The organism is Brevundimonas aurantiaca, assembly GCF_014199955.1.
Taxonomy (GTDB): domain Bacteria; phylum Pseudomonadota; class Alphaproteobacteria; order Caulobacterales; family Caulobacteraceae; genus Brevundimonas; species Brevundimonas aurantiaca.
On the sequence record NZ_JACHOQ010000002.1, the window covers coordinates 37,781 to 59,208 of the forward strand.

A 21,428-nucleotide genomic window follows, 5' to 3' on the forward strand; every position below is an offset into this window, starting at 1 on the left:
CGGATCAGGCCGAGACCGGCATCTCCACCGTCGCCGCCGCCTGGGCGGCCAAGCCTTCGCCTCGGCCGGTGAAGCCCAACCCTTCGGATGTGGTGGCCTTCACGCTGACGCAGTCCAGCGGCAAGGCCAGCAGATCGGCGATCCGTTCGCGCATGGCCTGCCGGTGCGGCTTCACCTTCGGACGTTCGCAGATCAGGGTCACGTCAACATTGACGATGCGGCCGCCGCGCGCCGCCACCAATTCGGCGGCGTGGATCAGAAACTGGTCGGAGGCGGCGCCCTTCCACTTCGGGTCGGTGGGGGGGAAATGATCGCCGATGTCGCCGGCGGCGATCGCTCCCAGCAGGGCGTCGGTCAAGGCGTGCAGCCCGGCGTCGGCGTCCGAATGGCCGATCAGGGTCTGATCATGAGGAATTTCGATCCCGCACAGCCAAACTGAATCGCCGGGCCCCCAACGATGGACGTCGAAGCCAGCGCCCATGCGGGTCTGGTAGCGGGTCTCTTGCGACAGCAGGGCCTCGGCCATGGTGAAATCCTCGGGATAGGTCAGTTTCATTAGTCGGGCGTCGCCGGCGACCAGGGCGATCCGGCCGCCGTGGCGGCGCACCACCACGGCCTCGTCTGTCGGGGTCTCGGTCGGGTTCCAGGCGGCATAGGCCGATTCCAGGAGTCCACGGCGGAACGCCTGGGGGGTCTGAGCCCGCCAGAGGTCCTCGCGGTCCACCGCCTCGGCCATCAGCCCGTCCGATCCCCGACGCAGGCTGTCGGCGACGGGCAGGACGGGCAGGGCGCCGTCGGCCTGATCCAGGGCGGCGACCACGCGGGCGATGACGGCGGCGTCCAACAGCGGCCGGGCGGCGTCGTGGACCAGCACGGGCTGGTCGTCGGGACAGGTGAGGGCCGCCAACCCCGCGCGAACGGACTCCGCCCGCGTCGTCCCGCCGACCACGGCGCGCCACCCCGTCAGCCCGTCCATCACCTCGGCGGCGCGATCCTGAGCGTCCGACGCTACGACCACGACCAGCTCCTGGGCGCCGGCGTCCACAAGCGCTTGGGCGGACCAGCGCAGAACCGGCTTTCCGCCCAGGGTCCGCCACTGTTTTTCGCCGCCGGCCCGCGTTCCGGAACCGGCCGCGACAATGATGGCTGAGAAGATCATGCCGTCTTCTAGAGCGCGACGTTGAGCCGGGAAACCGTCAATCCGCGCTGTCGCGCTTGACGAAAGGGCGCGCAATGCGGCGAAAGGCGGGAATGTCCAAATCCTTGACCATCGGCGACGTCACCGTGCCCGGCCGCGTGCTGATGGCGCCGATGACCGGCGTCACCGATCTGCCGTTCCGCATCCTGGCCTCCAAACTGGGCGCGGCCTATGTGGCGACCGAGATGGTGGCGGCCAAGGAGCTGGCGCGGGCTCGGCCCGACGTGGCGCGGCGCGCCGCCGTCGGCGCGGGCCTGCCGCTGACCGTGATCCAGCTTGTGGGGCGCGATCCGGGGCAGATGGCCGAGGGGGCGCGCATGGCCGAACAGGCCGGGGCGGACATCGTGGATCTGAACTTCGGCTGTCCGGCCAAGGAGGTGACGGGCTCGGCCGCCGGATCGGCCCTTATGCGGACGCCTGACCTGGCCTGTCGCATCATGGAGGCCGTGGTGGGGGCCACCGGTCGTCCGGTCACGGTCAAGATGCGGCTGGGCTGGGACGACGACAGCCGAAACGCTGCGGATCTGGCGACGCGGGCCGAGGCGCTCGGGGTCAAGGCGGTGACGGTCCATGGACGAACCCGCCAGCAGTTCTATACCGGAAGGGCGGACTGGGACGCCGTGGGCGCCGTAAAGGCGGCCGTTCGCATTCCCGTCATCGTCAACGGCGACATCGTCACGCCTGAAGACGCGCGCACGGCCCTTGAGCGGTCCGGCGCCGACGGTCTGATGCTGGGACGAGGCGTCTACGGCCGGCCTTGGCTGGCGGCCCATTTGGAACAGGCGCTGAGCGGCGCGACGGCGCCCCAGGAGCCGGGGCCGGAGGCGCGACTGGCGATCGTGATCGACCATCTGAGGGCCTCGATCGACTTCTACGGCCTGCCGCTGGGGCTGAAGATGTTCCGCAAACATCTGGGCTGGTACATCGAACAGGCGCCCTGGCCGGCCGATCCGCAACACCGTCGTCAGGCCAAGGCAAGAATTTGCCGCCTGGACGATCCAGCGGCCGTCGAGCAGGAAATGGCGGGGCTGTGGCGGCGAAATTTACCAGGCGATCTCAATTCGGCTGTTGAAACGCCGCCACAGTTCGCGGACACTGCTGTGGCATGACGGATACGCCCTCAGCCGTGACCTCTCGCACCGACCCTTCGTCGGGCGACGAGTCGTTCTGGGGGCGTTTCGAAACCGAGCGGGCGCGGGCGGCCTTCGGTTTAGCCTACGCCTTGGCCGTTATCGTTACGGCGGCGGCGGTATGGCTGGTCGCGGTGGCGCCGGGCGCCAGCGCCGGTGCGGCGCGAGGATCGGCCGGTCAGATCGTGCTGTTCGTCCTGATCGCCAATCTGATCCTGATTTCGGGTCTGGCCTTCATCGTGGGACGTCGCGTCCTGGTCCTAGCCCGCAGCACCAGCGAAGCGGGTTCGCGCCTGCACCTGCGGTTCGTGGCCCTGTTCTCGACGGTGGCGGTGATTCCGGCGGTTCTCATCGCCCTGGTCTTCGGTGTGCTCGTGACGCGGGGGGTCGATCAATGGTTCAGTCAGAACGTCCAGGCCTCGGTCGAAAACGGCGCCGTGGTCGGGCGCGCCTACATCCAGGACGTCGCCACAGCCGTCGATGCGGATCTCGTCACGATCGCGGATCAACTGACCAGCGCACGCGGACTGTTCGACGACCGTATTCAGTTCAACGACGCCTTGGCTCAGATCGGAGACATCTTCGGCTATCCCGCGATCTATATTCTTGACGGTGATCGGGAGGTGCTGGCGCGAGCCGAAGGACCGGGGGCGCCGCCCTATCTGGCTCCGCCGCGTTCCTATCTGGAAGACGCCGTCCAGGGCGGCAAGCCGCCGACGGACGTCACCCAGCACCCCGACACCGTGCGCTCCCTGATCGCTCTGCCAGCCTATGGCGACGCCTATCTTTATCTGGTGCGGCCGCTCCAGGACGGTCTGGTGGCGCGAATGAACGCCTCGAGCCAGTCGATCCAGGCCTATCGCGAAGCCCAGGAGAGCCGCGCCCGAATTCAATCGGCCTTCATTCTCAGCTATCTGGAGACCGCCCTGCTGGTTCTGGTTGGAGCGGTCTGGCTGGGCATGTCGGCGGCCAGCAGCATTTCGGTCCCGATCGGGCGGCTGGTGAAGGCGGCCGGCCAGGTGGCGGCGGGCGACTTCAGCGCCCGGGTGGACAGCGACGGGGCGCCAGGTGAAATCGCCACCCTGTCGGAGGCCTTCAACCGCATGACGGGCGATCTTCAGGCCCAGCAGTCGGCGCTGAAGGCGGCCAGCGAAGACGCCCAGGATCGCAGCCGTTTCATCGAGACGGTGCTGTCCGGCGTCAGCGCCGGGGTGATCGGTCTGGATCGGCGCGGACGAATCTCGGCCATCAACGACAGCGCCCTGCAACTGCTGCACATCGAAGAGGCCGAGGTTCTCGGCCGTGAACTGGCGACCCTGTCGCCCGAGCTCAGCGATCTGGTCGGACGGGTCGAGGCCCATATAGAAGAGGACATAGATCTGAGCCGCGAAGGCGAGACCCTGCGTCTGCGCGTGCGCATCGAGGGCGGTCAGGGCGGCGAGATGGTGCTGACCTTCGACGACATCACCCGGCTGGTCACGGCCCAGCGCAACGCCGCCTGGCGCGACGTGGCGCGGCGTATCGCCCATGAGATCAAGAATCCCCTGACCCCGATCCAACTGTCGGCCGAAAGGCTGAGGCGGAAATACAGGGACAAGGTGGACGAGGTGGAGATCTTCGACCGCTGCACCGACACCATCATCCGCCAGGTGGGGGACATCGGCCGGATGGTGGACGAATTCTCGTCCTTCGCCCGCATGCCCGCGCCGCGTTTCGGGGCGGCCAACCCCGCCGAAATGCTGCGAGAGGCGGTGTTCGCCCAGCGGGTGGCGGCGGCCGACATCGGCGTGGACCTGATCGAACCCCTGCCCAGGACGAGCCTGCGGTGCGACGCCCGGATGGTGGGACAGGCGCTGGTCAACATCCTGAAGAACGCGGGCGAATCCGTGGCGGCGCGCCGTGCCGCCGAAGGCGCAGCGCCCGGACCTGAGGCGGCGGCCATAATCGCCTCCCTGATCATCGAGAACGAGACGGCCGTCTTTGTGGTGGAGGACGACGGCGTCGGCCTTCCCGCCAAGGACCGCGATCGCCTGATCGAACCCTATGTCACCACGCGCGAAAAGGGCACGGGCCTGGGCCTGGCCATCGTCAAACGCATCTGCGAGGACCACGGCGGCGAGCTGAAGCTGGCGGACGCCGAGACCCTGCGCGGCGCGCGCGTGTGCCTGATCTTCCCCCTGAAACCCCACGGCAAGACCGGCGATGTGACGGAGCGCAAGCTCCAGAGCGTCGTCGCCGAATAAGCGAGGCAAGATGCGACCTACCGGTTCCGACATTCTGGTCGTCGACGACGAGGCGGACATCCGCGATCTGGTTTCGGGCCTGCTCGAGGATGAGGGGCACGCCGTGCGCGTGGCCGCCAATTCCGACGAGGCCCTGGCGGCGATCCGCGCACGGAAGCCCTCGCTGGCGATCCTCGACATCTGGATGCAGGGCGGCGGTCTGGACGGGCTGGAACTGCTGGAGGTGGTCAAGGAGATCGACCCCGACCTGCCGGTGGTGATGATCTCGGGCCACGGCAATATCGAGACGGCGGTGACCGCGCTGAAGCGCGGCGCCTATGACTTCATCGAAAAGCCGTTCAAGTCGGATCGGCTGGTGGTGGTGGTCGAGCGGGCGATCGAGGCGGCGACGCTGAAACGCGAGAACCGCCGTCTGCGCGCGCAGACGATGACGCCGTCCGGCCTGATCGGCCGCTCCCAGGCGGCCCAGGCCCTGCGCAGCACCATCGCCAAGGTGGCCCAGGCCAACAGCCGGGTGCTGATTTCCGGTCCGGCCGGGTCGGGCAAGGAGCTTGTGGCGCGTCAGATCCACGAAGCCAGCCCGCGCGCGCGCGCCGAGTTCGTCGCCATCTCGGCCGCCGGAATGACGCCCGAGCGACTGGACGTCGAACTGTTCGGGGAAGAGGGACAGGACGGCCGGCCGCGCAAGATCGGGGTGTTCGAGCGGGCGCACAACGGCACCCTCTATCTGGACGAGATCAGCGACATGCCGCGTGAGAGCCAGAGCCGCATCCTGCGGGTTCTGGTGGATCAGCGCTTCCGTCGGGTCGGCGGCGAACAGGACGTGCAGGTCGATGTGCGCGTCGTCACATCCACTTCGCGAGACCTGAAGACGGAGATTGCCGAAGGCCGGTTCCGTGAGGACCTGTTCCACCGCCTGAACGTCGTGCCGATCCGGGTGCCGGCCCTGTCGGAGCGGCGCGAGGACATCGCCGAACTGGTCGACTATTTCGTCGAGACCATCAGCGCGTCCCAGGGCCTGCCGCGCCGGATCGTCGGCGAGGACGCGGTGGCGGTGCTTCAGGTCCATCCCTGGCCGGGCAACATCCGCCAGCTGCGCAACAACATCGAGCGGCTGCTGATCCTGGCGACAGGCGATCCGAACGAGCCGATCACCGCCGACATGCTGCCGCAGGAGGTCGCCACCTCGAACAGCCCGTCCTCCAGCCTGGGGGCGGAGCGCACCATCGCCCTGCCGCTGCGCGAGGCGCGCGAGGTGTTCGAACGCGAGTATCTGGCCGCCCAGATCATGCGCTTCGGCGGCAACATCTCCCGCACCGCCGCCTTCATCGGCATGGAGCGGTCGGCTCTGCATAGAAAGCTGAAGTCGCTGGGTGTTTCTCCCGCGCGAGGCGGAGATGAGGACGAGGCCGACTGATGTCCCGCGTCGCCTATGTGAATGGAACCTATCAGCCGCACGGCGAAGCCGTGGTCCATGTGGAGGATCGGGGCTTTCAGTTCGCCGACGGGGTCTATGAGGTCTGGTCCGTGTTCGACGGTCGGCTGGCGGATTTCGACGGCCATATGACGCGGCTGCATCGCAGCCTCAATGAACTGCGCATCGACATTCCCATGTCGGTCGCCGCCCTGACGCGGGTGCTGCGCGAGACGATCCGGCGCAACCGGGTGAAGAACGGCATCGTCTACCTGCAGGTCACGCGCGGCACGGCGCGGCGCGACCATCCCTTTCCCGCGCCGGGGACGCCGCCCAGCGTCATCGTCACCGCCAAGTCCATCTCGCCCGCACGAGGAGAAGCTCAGGCGAAAAAGGGCGTCGCCGTCCTGACCCAGCCCGACATCCGGTGGGGAAGATGCGACATCAAGACGGTGGGTCTGCTGCCGAACATCCTGGCCAAACAGGCGGCGCGGGAGGCCGGGGCCTATGAGGCCTGGTTCGTCGACGACATGGGCCTCGTGACCGAAGGCTCCTCGACCAACGCCTGGATCGTGGATGAGCACGGCAAGCTGCGGACCCGCGACACCCAGGCCAACATCCTGAAGGGCTGCACGCGCACCACCCTGATGACCCTGATCGAGGAACAGGGCCTCGAACTGGACGAGCGCCCCTTCAGCGTCGAGGACGTCAAGCGCGCGCGCGAAGCCTTCTTCACGGCCGCCGGCGCTTTCGTGACCCCGGCGATTTCGATCGACGGAACCAAGATCGGGGACGGCAAGCCGGGGCCGATTACGTTGAAGCTGCGGCGGCTCTATCTTGAACGCGCGCGTCGAGAGGCCATTTAGGGCGTTGCCGGAGCGGGGAGGCGGCGTCTAAGGTCGCTGCCGGCCCGTTCGGCCCCGACGCCCCTCCCATGGCGACGAACAACCAAGAACAGGAAAAACCTGCCATGTCGCAAGACAAACGCCAGAACCTTCAGGACACCTTCCTCAACTCGGTCCGCAAGACCAAGACGCCGCTGACCATCTTCCTGGTCAACGGAGTAAAGTTGCAGGGCATCGTGACCTGGTTCGACAACTTCTGTGTGCTGCTGCGCCGCGACGGCCAGTCCCAGCTGGTGTACAAGCACGCCATCTCCACCATCATGCCGTCCGCGCCCGTGCAGCTGTACGAGCCCGACGCCGAAGACGATTGATTGACCCAAAAACTGATTGATCACGCCGCCCCGGTTCAGCGGGCGGTCGTCATCCACCCCGACGGACGGTCGGAGTCGCCGCGCCTGGCCGAAGAACGCCTCGAAGAAGCGTCCGGCCTGGCCCGTGCCCTGGACCTCGACATCCGGGGCGAAGAGATCGTGCGCGTGCGCAAGGTCGCGCCGGCGACCCTGTTCGGATCGGGCAAGGTGGACGAACTGGCCGCCCTGATGCGGGCGGCCGAGGCCGATGTGGCCGTCATCGACGACGCCCTGACGCCCGTTCAGCAGCGCAATCTGGAGCAGGCTTGGGAGGTCAAGGTCATCGACCGCACCGGCCTGATCCTGGAAATCTTCGGCCGCCGTGCGCGGACCAAGGAAGGTCGGCTGCAAGTCGAACTGGCGCGGCTCGACTATGAACGGTCGCGTCTGGTGCGGACCTGGACTCACCTGGAGCGCCAGCGCGGCGGCACCGGCTCGACCGGCGGCCCCGGCGAAACCCAGATCGAGCTGGACCGGCGTCTGATCGCTGACCGGATCGTGCGGCTGAAGGCCGAGCTGGAGGAGGTGCGCCGCACGCGCGGTCTGCACCGCAAACAGCGCCAGAAGGTCCCGTTCCCGACCGTCGCCCTCGTCGGCTACACCAATGCGGGCAAGTCGACGCTTTTCAACCGATTGACGGGATCGGAGGTCTTCGCCAAGGATCTGTTGTTCGCCACCCTGGACACGACCCAGCGCACCATCCGCCTGCCGCAGGGCCGGCCGGCCATTGTAGCGGATACGGTCGGCTTCATCTCCGACCTGCCGCACGAACTGGTCGAAAGCTTCCGCGCCACCCTCGAAGAGGTGGGCGAGGCCGATCTGATCCTGCACGTCCGCGATATCGCCTCGGCCGACAGCGACGCCCAGGCCAAGGATGTGGAGGCCGTGCTGAAACAGATCGAGACTCCCGAGGGCAAGACCCGTCGGGTGCTGGAGGTCTGGAACAAGATCGACCTGCTGGACGAGGAGGCCCGCGAGACCATTCTTGGTCAGGCCGAACGTCTGGCCAAGGACGGTGAGGCGGTCGCCGTCTCGGCCTGGACGGGCGAGGGGATCGAACGCCTGCGCCAGACCATCGCCGGCCTGATCGACGACGATCCGGAGACGCGCCTGACCCTGTCGCCCGAACAGGGCGAGGCGCTGGCCTGGCTTTATGAACATGGCCGGGTGACGAGGCGGGACGCGGAGGAGGATGGCCGCACCCATGTCACAGTGAGGCTTCATCCTGCCGCCCTGGGGCGGTTCGAGCGCCTGTATCCCGGCCTGACCGACTGAACCATGCATCTGATCGAGACCGTCCTGCTGCTGCTTCTGGCCGTCGTGGTGTCGGGATCGGTCGCGCGGATCACCCGTATCGCCCTGCCGCTGGTGCAGATCGGTCTGGGGGCCGCCATCGTCCTGGCGACCGGGACGACGGTCGATCTGAAGCCGGACATCTTCTTTCTGCTGTTCCTGCCGCCCCTGCTGTTTCTGGACGGTTGGCGCATCCCCAAGGAGGCCCTGTTTCGCGACCGGGCCGTGATCCTGGAACTGGCCCTGGGGCTGGTGCTGTTCACCGTCATCGGCCTGGGCTTCATGATCTGGTGGATGATCCCCGAGATGCCCTTGCCGGTGGCCTTCGCCCTGGCGGCGATCCTGTCTCCGACCGACCCAATCGCCGTCCAGGCCATCGCTGCGCGGGCCCCGATACCCAAGCGGCTGATGCATATTCTGGAAGGGGAGTCGCTGCTGAACGACGCCACGGGCTTGACCTGTATGCGGATCGCGGTCGTGGCGGCGACCACCGGCGCCTTTTCCTTGGGCGGGGCGGTGGCGACCTTCGCCTGGCTGTCTGTGGTCGGGGTGGCGACGGGCGTGCTGGTCACAATCGCCATCAGCTACGTCAAGGGTTTCGTCAGTCGGCGCTGGGGCGAGGATGTCGGGGCGCAGATCCTGGTCAGCCTGCTGATCCCCTTCGCCGCCTATCTGGTCGCGGAAGAGCTGAGGGCGTCGGGCATATTGGCCGCCGTGGCGGCGGGCGTGACCATGAGCTTCACCGAGCGGGGCGGCGGCGTAGGCGGCCAGTCCCTGGCCATGACCCGCATCCGGCGCGGGGTGGTGTGGGACACGGTCCAGTTCGTCGCCAACGGCATCATCTTCGTGATTCTGGGCCAGCAGATGCCTTCAATAATGGCGCGCGCGGCCGAGGTGGTGCGGGGCACCAGCCGGCCCGAGGTCTGGTGGCTGGCTGTCTATGTCCTGGCCATTGTCGCGGCCCTGGCGGCCTTGCGTTTCGTCTGGGTGTGGACGTCGCTGAGGCTGACCCTGTTTCGGCGCCGCCATCGCGGGCCGCCGCCCAAGGTCGGACTGCGGCTGACCATGGTCATGTCTCTGGCGGGGGTGCGGGGCGCCATCACCCTGGCGGGCATCCTGACCGTGCCCTTCTTCCTCGCGGACGGCTCGCCGATGCCGTCCCGCAATCTGGCGATCTTCCTGGCGGCTGGGGTGATCATCGTCTCCCTGCTGCTCGCCACCTTCGCCTTGCCGCGTCTGATGAAGGGGGTGGAGCTGCCCCCCGAACCGTCACAGGAGCGGGAAGAGGACAGAGGGCGCGTCGCTGCCGCCTCGGCCGCCCTGCGCGCCCTGGAGGATGCGTCCCACGCCATGGCCGAGGGCAAGGCCAACCCTGACCTCTATTCCGACGTCGCCAGTCGGATCATGGAAATCTACCGCCGCCGCATCGAGACCCATACCCGCACGGAAGAGGACGACGCGGCCGTGGCGCGCAAGATCGATCAGGTGGAGCGCAAGCTCTGGCTGGCGGCGCTCGCGGCGGAGCGGGAAGAACTCGGCCGGATGGCGCGCTCACGCCGGCTGGACGAGGTGACGGCGCGCAAGATGATCCGCGAGGTCGATCTGCAGGAACTGCGCTACCTCTGACCTTCAGCGGTCCATGAAGGCCGCGACCGCCGCATAGCTGTCGGCGATGTGGTGTGCGCCGCGGGCGGCCAGGCGTTCGGCGTGGCCGTCGCGGACATGGCCCCCGGCGGTCAGGCCCACCACGGTCATGCCAGCGGCGACGCCTGCGGTCACGCCCGCCTCGCTGTCCTCGACGACCAGGGCGCGCGCCGGATCGACCCCCATGCTTTCGGCGGCGTGCAGGAAGATGTCGGGGTGGGGCTTGCCGCGCTCGACCACCAGCCCGGTGAAGACGGCGCCGTCGAAATGATCGGTCAGACCGAACAGGTCCAGGCCGACGCCGATCCAGTCAGGGCCGCTGGACGAGGCGATGCAGCGGGCCTCGGACCGGGCGGCGACGAAGTCGATCAGGCCGGGCACGGGCTTCAGATGGAGCGGGGCGCGGGCGCGGCAGGCAGCGAACCAGTTGGTGTGGAAATCCTCGGGGCAGGGGCGGCCCAGGGCCGCCTCGACCACCGGCCGGTTGTCGCGCCAGCGCCGGCCCGTATAGGCGGCCAGGACATCGTCCAGGCTGGTGGGCAGGCCGATGGCGGTCAGCTGTTCGGCCATGACGGTGCTGTTCAGCACCTCGCTGTCGGCGACCACGCCGTCGTAGTCGAAGATGATCAGATCATAGGGCATGCGGCGGCTCAGGATGGGGAGCCGGCCTTCTCGGCCACCTTTGCGGCGTCCCAGAGGCGGTCCATCTCATCCAGGGTCGATTGGTCGGGGGTGCGGCCGTCCTTGGCCAGTTCGGCCTCGATGAAGCCGAAGCGGCGCACGAACTTGGCGTTGGCGGCGCGGAGCGCATCCTCGGGCTCGACGTCCAGCTTGCGGGCCAGGTTGGCGACGACGAACAGCAGGTCGCCCAGCTCCTCGCGGGCCTTGGCCTGATCGCCGGCGGCGATCTCGACGCGCAGCTCCTCGACCTCTTCGGCCAGCTTGTCGAACACCTCGTCGGTCGAGGGCCAATCGAAGCCGACGCGGCCGGCGCGTTTGGTCAGTTTGGCGGCGCGGGTCAGGGCGGGCAGGCCGACGGGGACATCGTCGAGGACGCCGGGCTTCTTGCGGTCCTTGCGTTCGGCGGCCTTGATGGCTTCCCAGGCCACGGTCTGTTCTTTTGAAGTCCGTTGGGCTTCGTCGCCGAAGACATGGGGGTGGCGGCGTTCCAGCTTGTCGGCGATGGCCGTGACCACGTCGTCGAAGGCGAACAGGCCCTGTTCCTCGGCCATGCGGGCGTGGAAGACGACCTGGAACAGCAGGTCGCCCAGTTCACCCTTCAGTTCGACCAGATCGTTACGCTCGATGGCGTCGGCGACCTCATAGGCCTCCTCGATCGTATAGGGGGCGATGGTGGCGAAGGTCTGCTCCACGTCCCAGGGGCAGCCGCCGTCCGGGTCGCGCAGCCGCTCCATGATGGACAGAAGCCGGTTGATCGGCCTCATGCCCGCGCCTCCGCGTCGCGGGCGTCCAGGGCCTTGCGGATCTCGTTATGGCGCGCGGCGGTCAGCGGATAGTTCTTCAGCACCCAGGCAGTCAGGGCCAGAAGCAGGCCGGGGACGGCGATGAACAGGATCTGAAGCGTCAGAAGGGAGGTGTCGCTGTTGCCGTTCGGCCCCGGCACGGCGCGGAAGCCGACCTTTTCGAGGACGAAATAGGGGAGCAGGGCGAGGACGTGGCCGATCTTGGTGGTGGCCGAGAGGATGGACAGCATCAGGCCGGTGCGGTCGACGCCCGTCTCGAACCGCTCCTGATCGCCGGCGTCGGCCATCATGGCGCGGGTCAGGAACAGGCCGGCGGCGTAGGGCAGGCCGGCGATGAACATGACCACGGCGGTCAGGGCGAAATTGCCGCCGGGGACCAGGGTGGCGCCGATATAGAGGACGGCCGAGACGAGGCTGGCGATCGCCAGGCCCCGGTCCTTTCCGACACGGGCCGCCAGCCAGGCCCAGAAGGGAGCGCCGCACAGGCCGGCGACGAAATAGAACAGCATGAAGAGCCCGGCCTCGGTGTGGTCGTAGCCGCGGATCTGGCCGAAGAAGAAGAACAGCAGCGAACCGGTGATGCCCGGCGCCACGCCCAGCAGCAGATCGGCGATGAGCAACTTGCGCACCACGGGCGTCTTCAGCAGGGCCAGATAGGCGCCGAGACTGCCGTGCGGTTGGTCTCCGGCCGTGACGGGCTCGGGCACGGCGACCATGGCCAGGCCGATGGTGACGGGCAGGGCGATGATGATGCCCCAGCCCATGATCCGCACCCCGTCGGCATAGGTGCCTATCCCGGTCTGGACCACCACGGTCGGGAGAACCAGGATCAGCACTACCCCGATGATGTTGAACACCTGCCACCAGCCGTAGACGCGGCTGCGCTGGTCATACTGGGGCGCAAGGACGGCGGCCCAGCCCAGCTGGCCCAGGGTGCCGATGGAGAAGCCCAGGTAGAGGAACAGCAGCCAGCCGAACAGATAGACCGCCGGGGCGCCCGGCTGGACCAGGACGAACATCATCAGGGCCGCGAGCATCAGCATGGGGGTGGCCAGGGCCATCCAGGGGCGGTAGCGACCGAAACGGGTCCGGGTCTTGTCCATGCCCCAGCCGAGGAAGGGGTCGAAGACGATGTCGATCAGCCGCACGGCCATGAAGACGGTCGCGACCACCCCCAGCTCCAGCCCCACATAGGTGGCGTAGAATTCCGGCAGGGTGACGGGCAGGGCCACGCCGAAGGCCGCCAGCGGCAGGCAGGGGCCGGAGAAGGCGGCGAGCACGGCGTTGGAGCGACGGGGCGCGGCGGCGGCGGTCATGCGACGGGTCCGGGACAGCCCGGATGAGTCGGGCCGACGCAAGATTGCAGGTTTGGACGCGGGAGCGGAGTCGGATTCGGGCGGACGGCCGTCTGCGCGCTTGCTCCTGAGGGCCGCTTGAGGCTTGCTGGGGGCATGTGGCGAAGCTGTCTCGCGTTCCTGACTCTCTGGCTGGTCTTGGCCTTCGCCGGCGCAGCGCGCGCGGCGGGGCCCTGCCACACCAACGCCGACGTCTGGGGCGAGGAGGCCCTGGCCAATGCGGCCTCGGCCTATGGACTGGAGTGGGCGCCGTTCGGGGCGACAGAATTTGGGTGGATGGCCTATGCGCCCCTGATCCAGCAGGAGCTGCACACTCAGTGCGGCCCCGGTACGCCGGTCTTCGCCTCACAACTGGCGGGATTCCAGCAGACCCACGGCCTGGCGCCGACAGGCCTGTTCGACGCCGGGACCTTCCAGGTGTTGCGCGGGCTGTGGCAGGAGCGGCGGCCTTTCGTGATGGCGCGGATCCGTGGCGAATGCCCTGATCCGCCGCCGATCAACCAACTGGGCTATCTGGTCGCGTCAGAAGAGCACGCCGACCGGCTGACCCGGCTGTTGCGGCGTGACGTGCTGGACGCCTATCGCCGGATGGTCGCCGCCGCACGGGCCGAGGTTCCCGAGATCGCCGCCGATCCCGAACTGCTGCAGATCTTCTCAGGCTTCCGGGACCCCGAGGCGGACGCCGCCCGCTGCGCCCAGCAGGGCAATTGCGACGGCCTGCGCCGCGCCGTCTGTTCGCCCCACCGGACGGGCACGGCGGTCGATCTGTACGTCGGCCAGGCGCCGGGCCGGGGGGTGGATTCGACCGCGCCCGCCAGCCGCGAATATATGGCGCGCGGGGCGACCTATCGCTGGCTGGTCGCGAACGCCGGGCGGTTCGGCTTCGTCCCCTATGTCTATGAGCCCTGGCACTGGGAATATGTGCGACCCTGGGATCCCTCGTTCGCGCCCTGAGCCGGTTGGACGAAGCGCCGGTTCTCATTTCAGTTCTTGACTGAAACGAACGTGAACTTCGAGAGGGGGCTTGCATGGCGTCAAGCGAGACGCCAAGTTAGCAACGGTCGTTGTTGCGAATGACGGCCGTGACATTCAACGGAGTCCTCCCTTGCCCAAGATTCTCGTCCTCTACCACTCGACCTACGGCCATTTGGAAATCATGGCCGAAGCCGTTGCCGAAGGCGCGCGCCAGGTCGAAGGCGCCGTGGTCGACATCAAGCGCGTGCCGGAGACCGTGCCGGAAGAGCTGGCCAAGGCCTCCCACTACAAGCTGGATCAGGCGGCGCCGATCGCGAAGATCGACGACCTGAAGGACTATGACGCCATCATCATCGGCGCCGGCACCCGCTTCGGCTCGGCCGCCTCGCAGATGCGCGCCTTCCTGGACCAGGCCGGAGGCCTGTGGTTCACCGGCGCCCTGATCGGCAAGATCGGCGGCGCCTTCACCGCCACCGCGACCCAGCACGGCGGTCAGGAGACCACCTTCCAGGGTCTGCACAACTTCTTCATGCACCACGGCATGCCGGTGGTCGGTCTGCCGTATTCGTTCCAGGCCCAGATGACCCTGGACGCGGTGCACGGCGGCTCGCCCTATGGGGCGACGACGATCACGGGCGGCGACGGCTCGCGCATGCCCAGCGAGATCGAGCTGGACGGCGCCCGGTTCCAGGGCAAGCACATCGCCGAACTGGCCAAGAAGCTGCACGGCTGATCCGATGCGCCAGCCCGCGCTCTTCTTCGGTCATGGTTCGCCGATGAACGCCCTGGGCGGTCCCTACGGGGCCGCCTGGCGCGACCTGGGCGAGGCCGTGGGCAAGCCCGAGGGGATGGTGATGATCTCCGCCCACTGGGAGACGCGCGGGCTGGGCGTCACGGCGCAGGAGAAGCCCGAGACCATCCATGATTTCGGTGGTTTCCCGCGCGAACTTCACGAGATGCAGTATCCCGCGCCCGGCTCGCCAGCCCTGGCGGCCCGAGTCGCGGAACTAACCGGGGCGGTGCAGACGACGCAGTGGGGCCTGGATCACGGGACCTGGTCGGTGCTTTGCCATGTCTGGCCAGAGGCCGATGTGCCGGTGGTCCAGTTGTCGCTGAACCGCCAGCTGACGCCGCGCCAGCATTACGAGCTGGGCAGGACCCTGAGACCGCTGCGGGACGAGGGAATCGTGATCGCCGGCTCGGGCGACTTCGTCCACAATCTGCGGACCTGGAAGCGGGAGGCGGGGGCCGAGCCCTACGCCTGGGCGACCGGGTTCAATGAGGCGGTGAAGGCGGCGTTCGAGCGCGGCGACCATGAGGCCCTGATCGACTGGGTCGGTCTGGCCGAGGACGCCCAGCTGAGCGTGCCGACCGACGAGCACTTCCTGCCCGTGCTCTATGTGGCCGCCCAGCAGGCGGTCGGGGAGGCGGTGAGCTTCTTCAACGACCGGATCGACGGCGGTTCGATCTCGATGACGGGGGTGCGGATCGGGTGAGCCCGATCACGCCGCCTTGTCGCCCTCGACCATCTTCTGGATCGTCACATAGTCGGTCTTGCCGGTGCCCAGGACCGGGACCTCGGCGACCTTGACGATCTTCTTGGGGACGATCAGCTCGGGCGCGCCGTTGGCGCGGGCCCATTCCGCCAGGGGCGCGACCTCGGCCCCGGCGTGGTCGGTGACCAGGACCAGTTTTTCGCCCTTGCGGGTGTCTGGAATGGAGACCACGGCGTGACGCTGGTCCGGCCAGACCGCGCCGGCGATGCCTTCGACCGCCGTCAGGGAGACCATTTCGCCGCCGATCTTGGCGAAGCGTTTGGCGCGGCCCTTGATGGTGATGTAGCCCTCGGCGTCCACATCGACGATGTCGCCGGTGTCCAGCCAGTCGTCGCCCACCGCATCCCAGGCCAGGGGCTCGGCGGCCGTGACATAGCCGCTCATGATGTTGGGCCCCTTCAGGAACAGCCGGCCGCCCTCGTCGATTCCTTCGACCGGCTCCAGCTTCCAGTCCATGCCGGGCAGGATCTGGCCGACGGTGCCGGGGGCGTTGCGGTCGGGATGGTTGACCGCCACCACAGGCGAGGCCTCGGTCGCGCCGTAGCCTTCCAGCAGTTCGACCCCGCCGAACTTGGTGTTGAACAGGTTGCGGGTCTCCTCGCGCACCTTTTCGGCGCCGGCGACGGCGAATTTGAGGGTGGCGAAGTCGCCGGGCTCGGCGACCCGGGCGTACTGGCTGAGGAAGGTGTCGGTCGCGAACAGAATGGACGCCTTCACCTGGGGCAGCAGGTCGGTGATCTGTTTGGCGTGAAGCGGCGAAGGGTACTGGAAGGCCTTCAGACCCTGAAGCAGGGGCAGGACGACGCCGCCGGTCAGGCCGAAACAGTGGAAGGTCGGCAGGGGATTGAACATCACCCATTCCGGCAGAAGGTCGATATGGGCCGCGACCTGTCGGGCGTTGGCGACCAGGTTCTTCTGGCTCAGAACCACGCCCTTTGGCGTGCCGAAACTGCCCGAGGTGAAGAGCACCACGCCCGGCGCGTCCGGAGCGGTCTTGATGCGGAACCGTTTGGGCGCGGCGCCGGCTGCGAGACCGTACAGCTTGTCCTGAAGCCCGATGGTCTTGCGTATGTCGTCCAGCCAGACGATCTCAGCCCCCGTCTCGAGCTCCGCGATCAGATCGTCCAGCTTGGCCTGGTCGATGAAGCGTCTGGCGGTCAGGACCTTCTTGACCCCGGCGGCCTTGATGGCGGCCTTCAGATTGGCCTCGCCGGCGGTGAAGTTGAGCATGACCGGCACGCGGCCGTGGGCGTGCAGGCCGAAGAAGGTGACGACCACGCCCATGGACGACGGCAGCAGGATGGCCACCCGCTCGCCCAACTCGGTCATATTGGCGATCTTGCGGCCCAGAACGAAGGCGGCGCGGATCAGGCCCGTGTAGGTGAGGGGGTGGCGATCCTGGTCCTCAAGGATCTCCTTGTCCCCGAACCGGGCGCGCGCCTCGATCAGGGCGTCGATCAGCGAGGTCTCGTACAGCGAAGGGTCCAGATCCTGGCGCAAACGCGTCTCCTGCGGAGGGCGCGACAGGCCCTCTCTGTTGTCGGGCGTCCGTCAATAATGACGCAACGGCGTCTTGAAAAGATGCGTAACGTCGCGTGAGTTCCCGGGGCGGCGATCGTGCGCGCCATCATCTGTAACCGCCTGTGGCTTGCCTTTGCCCCCCGGAAGGCCGAAATACCGGCCATGGTGACCCTGATCGACACCCTTCAGCGCAAGCCGTCGGAGCTGCGCCACCCGGAAAAGCAGAACCGTCCGGAGTCGGTCGTTCTGAAAAAGCCCGACTGGCTGCGGGTCAAGGCGCCCGGATCTGGTCAGTATAACGCCACCAAGGACATCGTCCGGTCCAAGGGACTGCACACCGTCTGCGAGGAGGCGGCCTGCCCGAACATCGGCGAGTGCTGGAGCCAGAAGCACGCCACCCTGATGATCATGGGCGACACCTGCACGCGGGCCTGCGCCTTCTGCAACGTCAAGACGGGCCTGCCCCAGCCGCTGGACCCGGAAGAGCCGGGCAAGGTCGGGCTGGCGGTGTCGCAGATGGGCCTGAACCATGTGGTGATCACCTCGGTCGACCGCGATGACGTGGCGGACGGCGGGGCGGCCCACTTTGCCGAAGTGGTGCGCCAGATCCGCCTCCAGGCGCCGAACACCACCATCGAGATCCTGACGCCCGACTTCCTGCGCAAGGACGGGGCGGCGGCGGTGATGATCGACGCCAAGCCCGACGTCTTCAACCACAATCTCGAGACCGTTCCGCGCCTGTATCTGAAGATCCGGCCCGGCGCCCGCTACTTCCACAGCCTGCGCCTGTTGCAGATGGTCAAGGAGCGCGACCCGAACCAGTTCACCAAGTCCGGCATCATGGTCGGCCTGGGCGAGACCAAGGAAGAGGTCATGCAGGTGATGGACGACATGCGCTCCGCCGGCGTCGACTTCATCACCATCGGCCAGTACCTGCAGCCGACGCGCAAACACGCCGCCATCGACCGGTTCGTGACCCCTGAAGAGTTCAAGGCCTATGAGGCGATCGCCCGGGCCAAGGGCTTCCTGATGGTGTCCTCGTCGCCGCTGACCCGTTCGTCGCACCACGCCGGCGACGACTTCGCCCGGCTGAAGGCCGCGCGCGAGGCGCAGCTGCGCCGCTAAATTCCGTATGGCCGTCCACCGCGTAACGCGCATTCTTCCCTATGCGCCCGAACAGCTTGCCGATCTGGTCGCCGATGTGCGGACCTATCCCGACTTCGTCCCCTGGGTCACCTCGATGCGGGTCTGGAACGCGCGGGCCGAAGGCGAGGGCGTGACCGTGCTGGACGCCGAGGCGGGGGTGGGTTTCTCCTTCCTGAAGGAGCGGTTCTCCACCTGGGTCCGGCATGATCGTAATGCGCCGAAGGTGGAGGTCGGCCTGTTGCGCGGGCCGTTCAAGCATCTGAAGAACCGGTGGGAGTTCTTCCCGCATCCCGAGGGGACGCGGCTGGAGTTCGTGATCGACTTCGCCTTCAAGTCCCGCATGCTGGACCTGATGCTGTCGGCCAATTTCGACCGGGCGGTGGAAAAGCTGATCGGCTGTTTCGAGGCCGAGGCGGTGCGGAGGTACGGCAGGCGATGAGTTTCGATTTCGACGCGACCGTCGTGGGCGCCGGGGCCGTGGGCCTGGCGTGCGGTCGGGCGTTGTCGAAACGGGGCCTGACGGTGCTGGTGCTGGAGAAGGAAGGCCATATCGGCCAGGGCGTCTCGTCGCGCAATTCCGAGGTGATCCACGGCGGCCTCTATTATCCGACCGGGTCGCTGAAGGCACGGTTCTGCGTCGAGGGGCGGCGGGCGCTCTATGACTTTCTGGCCAGCCACAAGATCGATCACTGGAAATGCGGCAAGCTGGTGGTGGCGACGCAGGAGTCGGAGGTCGAGCGGATCGAGGCCATCTTCGAACAGGCGACGGCGAACGGGGTCGAGGGGCTGGAGCACCTGACCGGCGCCCAGGCGCGGGCGCTGGAGCCGGAACTGAACGCCCACGCCGCCATCCTGTCGCCCGAGAGCGGCCTGTTCGACAGCCACGGCTATATGCTGGCCCTGCAGGGCGAGATCGAGGATGCGGGCGGATCGGTGGTGGTCTCGGCCCCGTTCGAGGGCGCAGAGCCCCTGCCGGGCGGCGGCTTCACGATCCGCGTGGGCGGGGAGGGGGCGATGGCGGTCTCCTGCCGTCTGCTGGTGACGGCGCCCGGTCTGGCGGCCCAGGCCGTGGCGGCGGCGATCGAGGGCTATCCGGCAGAGGACATCCCCGCCGGCCATTTCGGCAAGGGGGTCTATTTCCGGCTGGTCGGCAAGGCGCCGTTCGACCGGCTGATCTATCCGCCGCCGATTCCCGGCGCCCTGGGCACCCATTATCGCAAGGACCTGGGCGGTCAGGCGGTGTTCGGCCCGGACCTGGCCTATGTCGAGAGCGAGGACTATTCGGTCGATCCGGCCAAGGCGGAAGAGTTCGCCGGCTATATCCGTCGCTTCTGGCCGGGGCTGCCTGATGGAGCTTTGACCCCGGACTACGCGGGCATTCGGCCCAAGCTGCACGGGCCTGGCGAGCCGCAGCCGGACTTCCAACTGCACGGGGTCGAGCGCCACGGCATGGAGGGGCTGATGGCTCTGTTCGGCATCGAAAGCCCAGGTCTGACCAGCTCCCTGGCCATCGGCGAGGCCGTGGCCGCCGCCCTGACGGAGGCCGCATGACAGAAAGAGAAAAGATGCTGGCCGGCCTGCCCTATGATCCGGGCGATCCGGACCTGCGCGACGGCCGCGCCCGCGCCGTGGCCCTGACCGTCGCCATCAACGCCGAACCGGATCGAGACCGGCGCCGCGCCCTGGTCAACCAACTGGTCCGGGCGTCGGACAGCGCGGCGATCATCATGCCGGGCTTCTACTGCGACTACGGGGTCAACATCCATTTCGGCTCGAACGCCTTCGTCAACGCCAACAGCGTGTTTCTGGACTGCGCGGAGATTCGAATCGGCGACAACTTCCAGGCCGGTCCCGGCGTGCAGTTGCTGACGCCGGAACATCCGCTGGACGCCGTCGAACGGCGGGGGAGGGAATCCGCCCGGCCGATCGTCATCGGCGACGATGTCTGGATCGGCGGCGGGGCGATCATCCTGGCCGGCGTCTCCATCGGCGATCGGGCGGTGATCGGCGCCGGCAGCGTCGTCACCCGAGACGTTCCGGCGGACGTCGTGGTGGTCGGCAATCCGGCCAAGATCGTCCGCCGCCTGACGCCCGCTTAAACGCCTTGAAATCGTCGCGCGGTTCATGCATAAGCCGCGCCTCGCGTGGCGGTCCGGTGGGCCGCCGCTATTGTTTTCGCGCCAGACAGGCTTCGGCTCTGGGCGGCGCCCGACTTAGAAGATTGAGACGGACATGGCCGTTCCGAAGCGCAAAGTATCCCCCTCGCGTCGCAACATGCGCCGCGCCCACGACGCCCTGACCTCGAACGTCTATGTCGAGGACAAGGACACCGGCGAGCTGAAGCGCCCGCACCACATCGACCTGAAGACCGGCACCTATCGCGGCCGTCAGGTTCTGACGCCGAAGGAAGACTAGTCTTTTCCTCCCGGCCCGGTCGCCGACCGGACGAAGAGATTTACGGCGCGCGGTGATCCGCGCGCCGTTTTCGTGCGTTCATGGCGGCGAAGCTTGTTCTGGAGACCTTGCCGATGATCCGTTTCGCCGCCGTCAGCGCCGTGGCCTTGTTGACCCTCTCAGCCTGTGAACGTCGCGATGAACCGGCGCCCACGCCGGTTTCCCCGCCGCAGACCACGCCGGCGGCCGCAGACCCCAACGCCCTGACCAGCGACGGCCTGGGCCCGGCGCGAATCGGCATGACGCGGGCCGAACTGGTTCAGGTCTGGGGCGAGGATTCGCAGCCCAATGCTGTCGGCGGCCCCGATCCCGAGACCTGCGACGAGTTCCATCCCACGAAGGCGCCCGCGGATGTGAGGGTCATCATTCAGAACGGCGTCCTGACCCGGATCACCGCCGCCCGTGAGGCGACGGTCAAGACCGACCGCGGCTTCGGCGTCGGTGAAGACGGCATGGCGATCAAACAGGCCTATGGCGGCGCCGTCTTCGCCCAGCCGCACAAATATGAGCCGGCTCCTGCGGAGGATCTGTTCGTCTGGTCGCGCGGCGGCTCCACCGCCTATGTCGTCGATCCTGCGGCGCGCGGCCTTCGCTATGAGGTCGGCGCCGACGGCAAGGTGAAAGCGATCCATGCGGGCGATCCGTCGATACAGCTGGTCGAGGGCTGTTCCTGACGGCGAGGGGCGCGGCAGCCATTGGCGATTCGCAGGGAGACGGCTAAACCCCTCGGACCTGTTTTTCGCCTGAGCCAAAGAGCCGA

General features: G+C 67.7%; 21 protein-coding genes. 16 read left to right on the forward strand and 5 right to left on the reverse strand.

Going from position 1 to position 21,428, the window contains the following annotated elements:
• Positions 1-4: 4 nt before the first annotated feature.
• On the reverse strand, positions 5-1,159 hold the full coding sequence (locus GGQ93_RS04285) for a bifunctional 2-C-methyl-D-erythritol 4-phosphate cytidylyltransferase/2-C-methyl-D-erythritol 2,4-cyclodiphosphate synthase (RefSeq protein ID WP_183215331.1): 1,155 nt from the start codon (positions 1,157-1,159) through the stop codon (positions 5-7).
• A gap of 92 nt (positions 1,160-1,251) precedes the next feature.
• On the opposite strand from GGQ93_RS04285, the gene dusB reads away from it, so the two are divergent.
• The 7 genes from dusB to GGQ93_RS04320 all read left to right on the forward strand — a co-directional run bounded on the left by dusB (position 1,252) and on the right by GGQ93_RS04320 (position 10,159).
• Positions 1,252-2,307, forward strand: a complete 1,056-nt coding sequence (gene dusB, locus GGQ93_RS04290; protein ID WP_183215333.1) for a tRNA dihydrouridine synthase DusB — start codon at positions 1,252-1,254, stop codon at positions 2,305-2,307.
• On the forward strand, positions 2,304-4,571 hold the full coding sequence (locus GGQ93_RS04295) for a sensor histidine kinase NtrY-like (RefSeq protein ID WP_183215335.1): 2,268 nt from the start codon (positions 2,304-2,306) through the stop codon (positions 4,569-4,571). Before dusB ends, GGQ93_RS04295 begins: the two co-directional genes overlap by 4 nt.
• Positions 4,572-4,581: 10 nt before the next feature.
• On the forward strand, positions 4,582-5,988 hold the full coding sequence (ntrX, locus tag GGQ93_RS04300) for a nitrogen assimilation response regulator NtrX (RefSeq protein WP_152950344.1): 1,407 nt from the start codon (positions 4,582-4,584) through the stop codon (positions 5,986-5,988).
• Positions 5,988-6,851, forward strand: coding sequence for a D-amino-acid transaminase (locus GGQ93_RS04305; RefSeq protein ID WP_183215337.1), 864 nt, complete (start codon positions 5,988-5,990; stop codon positions 6,849-6,851). Before ntrX ends, GGQ93_RS04305 begins: the two co-directional genes overlap by 1 nt.
• A gap of 104 nt (positions 6,852-6,955) precedes the next feature.
• Positions 6,956-7,201 (forward strand): RNA chaperone Hfq, encoded by a 246-nt coding sequence (gene hfq, locus GGQ93_RS04310; RefSeq protein ID WP_054766962.1) that lies wholly within the window; start codon positions 6,956-6,958, stop codon positions 7,199-7,201.
• Positions 7,202-8,515, forward strand: a complete 1,314-nt coding sequence (gene hflX / locus GGQ93_RS04315; protein ID WP_183215339.1) for a GTPase HflX — start codon at positions 7,202-7,204, stop codon at positions 8,513-8,515.
• A 3-nt stretch (positions 8,516-8,518) separates the two neighbouring features.
• Positions 8,519-10,159, forward strand: coding sequence for a Na+/H+ antiporter (locus GGQ93_RS04320; RefSeq protein WP_183215341.1), 1,641 nt, complete (start codon positions 8,519-8,521; stop codon positions 10,157-10,159).
• Positions 10,160-10,162: 3 nt separating this feature from the next.
• On the opposite strand, the gene GGQ93_RS04325 is transcribed toward GGQ93_RS04320, so the two are convergent.
• The 3 genes from GGQ93_RS04325 to GGQ93_RS04335 are packed head-to-tail and all read right to left on the reverse strand — an operon-like array spanning position 10,163 to position 12,977.
• Positions 10,163-10,819: an HAD family hydrolase gene (locus GGQ93_RS04325; protein WP_183215343.1), complete on the reverse strand. Its 657-nt coding sequence runs from the start codon at positions 10,817-10,819 to the stop codon at positions 10,163-10,165.
• An 8-nt stretch (positions 10,820-10,827) separates the two neighbouring features.
• Entirely contained in the window at positions 10,828-11,622 is a 795-nt protein-coding gene (gene mazG / locus GGQ93_RS04330) for a nucleoside triphosphate pyrophosphohydrolase (RefSeq protein ID WP_183215345.1), read from the reverse strand.
• On the reverse strand, positions 11,619-12,977 hold the full coding sequence (locus tag GGQ93_RS04335; protein WP_183215347.1) for an MFS transporter: 1,359 nt from the start codon (positions 12,975-12,977) through the stop codon (positions 11,619-11,621). Before GGQ93_RS04335 ends, mazG begins: the two co-directional genes overlap by 4 nt.
• A 135-nt stretch (positions 12,978-13,112) precedes the next feature.
• Between GGQ93_RS04335 and GGQ93_RS04340 the strand changes: the two genes are divergently transcribed.
• The 3 genes from GGQ93_RS04340 to ygiD all read left to right on the forward strand — a co-directional run bounded on the left by GGQ93_RS04340 (position 13,113) and on the right by ygiD (position 15,487).
• Positions 13,113-13,970, forward strand: a complete 858-nt coding sequence (locus GGQ93_RS04340; protein WP_183215349.1) for a M15 family metallopeptidase — start codon at positions 13,113-13,115, stop codon at positions 13,968-13,970.
• Positions 13,971-14,121: 151 nt separating this feature from the next.
• Positions 14,122-14,724 carry an NAD(P)H:quinone oxidoreductase gene (wrbA, locus tag GGQ93_RS04345; protein WP_183215350.1) on the forward strand — a complete coding sequence of 201 codons (603 nt, stop codon included), beginning with the start codon at positions 14,122-14,124 and terminating at the stop codon, positions 14,722-14,724.
• 4 nt (positions 14,725-14,728) lie between these two features.
• A complete protein-coding gene (gene ygiD, locus GGQ93_RS04350) occupies positions 14,729-15,487 on the forward strand; it encodes a 4,5-DOPA-extradiol-dioxygenase (RefSeq protein ID WP_183215352.1) in 759 nt (252 codons plus the stop codon).
• A gap of 6 nt (positions 15,488-15,493) precedes the next feature.
• Here ygiD and GGQ93_RS04355 read toward each other — a convergent pair whose 3' ends face one another.
• Positions 15,494-17,047, reverse strand: coding sequence for an AMP-binding protein (locus tag GGQ93_RS04355; RefSeq protein WP_183215354.1), 1,554 nt, complete (start codon positions 17,045-17,047; stop codon positions 15,494-15,496).
• 183 nt (positions 17,048-17,230) lie between these two features.
• Here GGQ93_RS04355 and lipA point away from each other — a divergent pair, with 183 nt between their 5' ends.
• From lipA to GGQ93_RS04385, 6 genes are all read left to right on the forward strand, one after another.
• Entirely contained in the window at positions 17,231-18,193 is a 963-nt protein-coding gene (lipA, locus tag GGQ93_RS04360; protein WP_183215356.1) for a lipoyl synthase, read from the forward strand.
• 7 nt (positions 18,194-18,200) lie between these two features.
• Complete coding sequence (locus GGQ93_RS04365; protein WP_182713072.1) at positions 18,201-18,653, forward strand: type II toxin-antitoxin system RatA family toxin; 453 nt, start codon at positions 18,201-18,203, stop codon at positions 18,651-18,653.
• Positions 18,650-19,765: an NAD(P)/FAD-dependent oxidoreductase gene (locus GGQ93_RS04370; protein ID WP_183215358.1), complete on the forward strand. Its 1,116-nt coding sequence runs from the start codon at positions 18,650-18,652 to the stop codon at positions 19,763-19,765. The genes GGQ93_RS04365 and GGQ93_RS04370 overlap by 4 nt, the downstream gene beginning before the upstream one ends.
• Entirely contained in the window at positions 19,762-20,313 is a 552-nt protein-coding gene (locus tag GGQ93_RS16395; protein WP_182713070.1) for a sugar O-acetyltransferase, read from the forward strand. The genes GGQ93_RS04370 and GGQ93_RS16395 overlap by 4 nt, the downstream gene beginning before the upstream one ends.
• A gap of 133 nt (positions 20,314-20,446) precedes the next feature.
• Positions 20,447-20,629: a 50S ribosomal protein L32 gene (gene rpmF, locus GGQ93_RS04380; protein WP_054765894.1), complete on the forward strand. Its 183-nt coding sequence runs from the start codon at positions 20,447-20,449 to the stop codon at positions 20,627-20,629.
• A gap of 113 nt (positions 20,630-20,742) precedes the next feature.
• Complete coding sequence (locus GGQ93_RS04385; protein ID WP_183215360.1) at positions 20,743-21,342, forward strand: hypothetical protein; 600 nt, start codon at positions 20,743-20,745, stop codon at positions 21,340-21,342.
• Positions 21,343-21,428: the final 86 nt, after the last annotated feature.

Bases quoted from the DNA above. Each gene is read 5' to 3' on its own strand.
- GGQ93_RS04370 (WP_183215358.1), top strand. From the start codon at position 18,650: ATGAGTTTCGATTTCGACGCGACCGTCGTGGGCGCCGGGGCCGTGGGC.
- GGQ93_RS16395 (WP_182713070.1), top strand. From the start codon at position 19,762: ATGACAGAAAGAGAAAAGATGCTGGCCGGCCTGCCCTATGATCCGGGC.
- GGQ93_RS04305 (WP_183215337.1), top strand. From the start codon at position 5,988: ATGTCCCGCGTCGCCTATGTGAATGGAACCTATCAGCCGCACGGCGAA.
- dusB (WP_183215333.1), top strand. From the start codon at position 1,252: ATGTCCAAATCCTTGACCATCGGCGACGTCACCGTGCCCGGCCGCGTG.
- GGQ93_RS04385 (WP_183215360.1), top strand. From the start codon at position 20,743: ATGATCCGTTTCGCCGCCGTCAGCGCCGTGGCCTTGTTGACCCTCTCA.
- GGQ93_RS04325 (WP_183215343.1), bottom strand. From the start codon at position 10,819: ATGCCCTATGATCTGATCATCTTCGACTACGACGGCGTGGTCGCCGAC.
- rpmF (WP_054765894.1), top strand. From the start codon at position 20,447: ATGGCCGTTCCGAAGCGCAAAGTATCCCCCTCGCGTCGCAACATGCGC.
- GGQ93_RS04365 (WP_182713072.1), top strand. From the start codon at position 18,201: ATGGCCGTCCACCGCGTAACGCGCATTCTTCCCTATGCGCCCGAACAG.
- ntrX (WP_152950344.1), top strand. From the start codon at position 4,582: ATGCGACCTACCGGTTCCGACATTCTGGTCGTCGACGACGAGGCGGAC.
- ygiD (WP_183215352.1), top strand. From the start codon at position 14,729: ATGCGCCAGCCCGCGCTCTTCTTCGGTCATGGTTCGCCGATGAACGCC.
- GGQ93_RS04340 (WP_183215349.1), top strand. From the start codon at position 13,113: ATGTGGCGAAGCTGTCTCGCGTTCCTGACTCTCTGGCTGGTCTTGGCC.
- hfq (WP_054766962.1), top strand. From the start codon at position 6,956: ATGTCGCAAGACAAACGCCAGAACCTTCAGGACACCTTCCTCAACTCG.
- mazG (WP_183215345.1), bottom strand. From the start codon at position 11,622: ATGAGGCCGATCAACCGGCTTCTGTCCATCATGGAGCGGCTGCGCGAC.
- GGQ93_RS04295 (WP_183215335.1), top strand. From the start codon at position 2,304: ATGACGGATACGCCCTCAGCCGTGACCTCTCGCACCGACCCTTCGTCG.
- GGQ93_RS04320 (WP_183215341.1), top strand. From the start codon at position 8,519: ATGCATCTGATCGAGACCGTCCTGCTGCTGCTTCTGGCCGTCGTGGTG.
- GGQ93_RS04285 (WP_183215331.1), bottom strand. From the start codon at position 1,159: ATGATCTTCTCAGCCATCATTGTCGCGGCCGGTTCCGGAACGCGGGCC.
- GGQ93_RS04335 (WP_183215347.1), bottom strand. From the start codon at position 12,977: ATGACCGCCGCCGCCGCGCCCCGTCGCTCCAACGCCGTGCTCGCCGCC.
- lipA (WP_183215356.1), top strand. From the start codon at position 17,231: ATGGTGACCCTGATCGACACCCTTCAGCGCAAGCCGTCGGAGCTGCGC.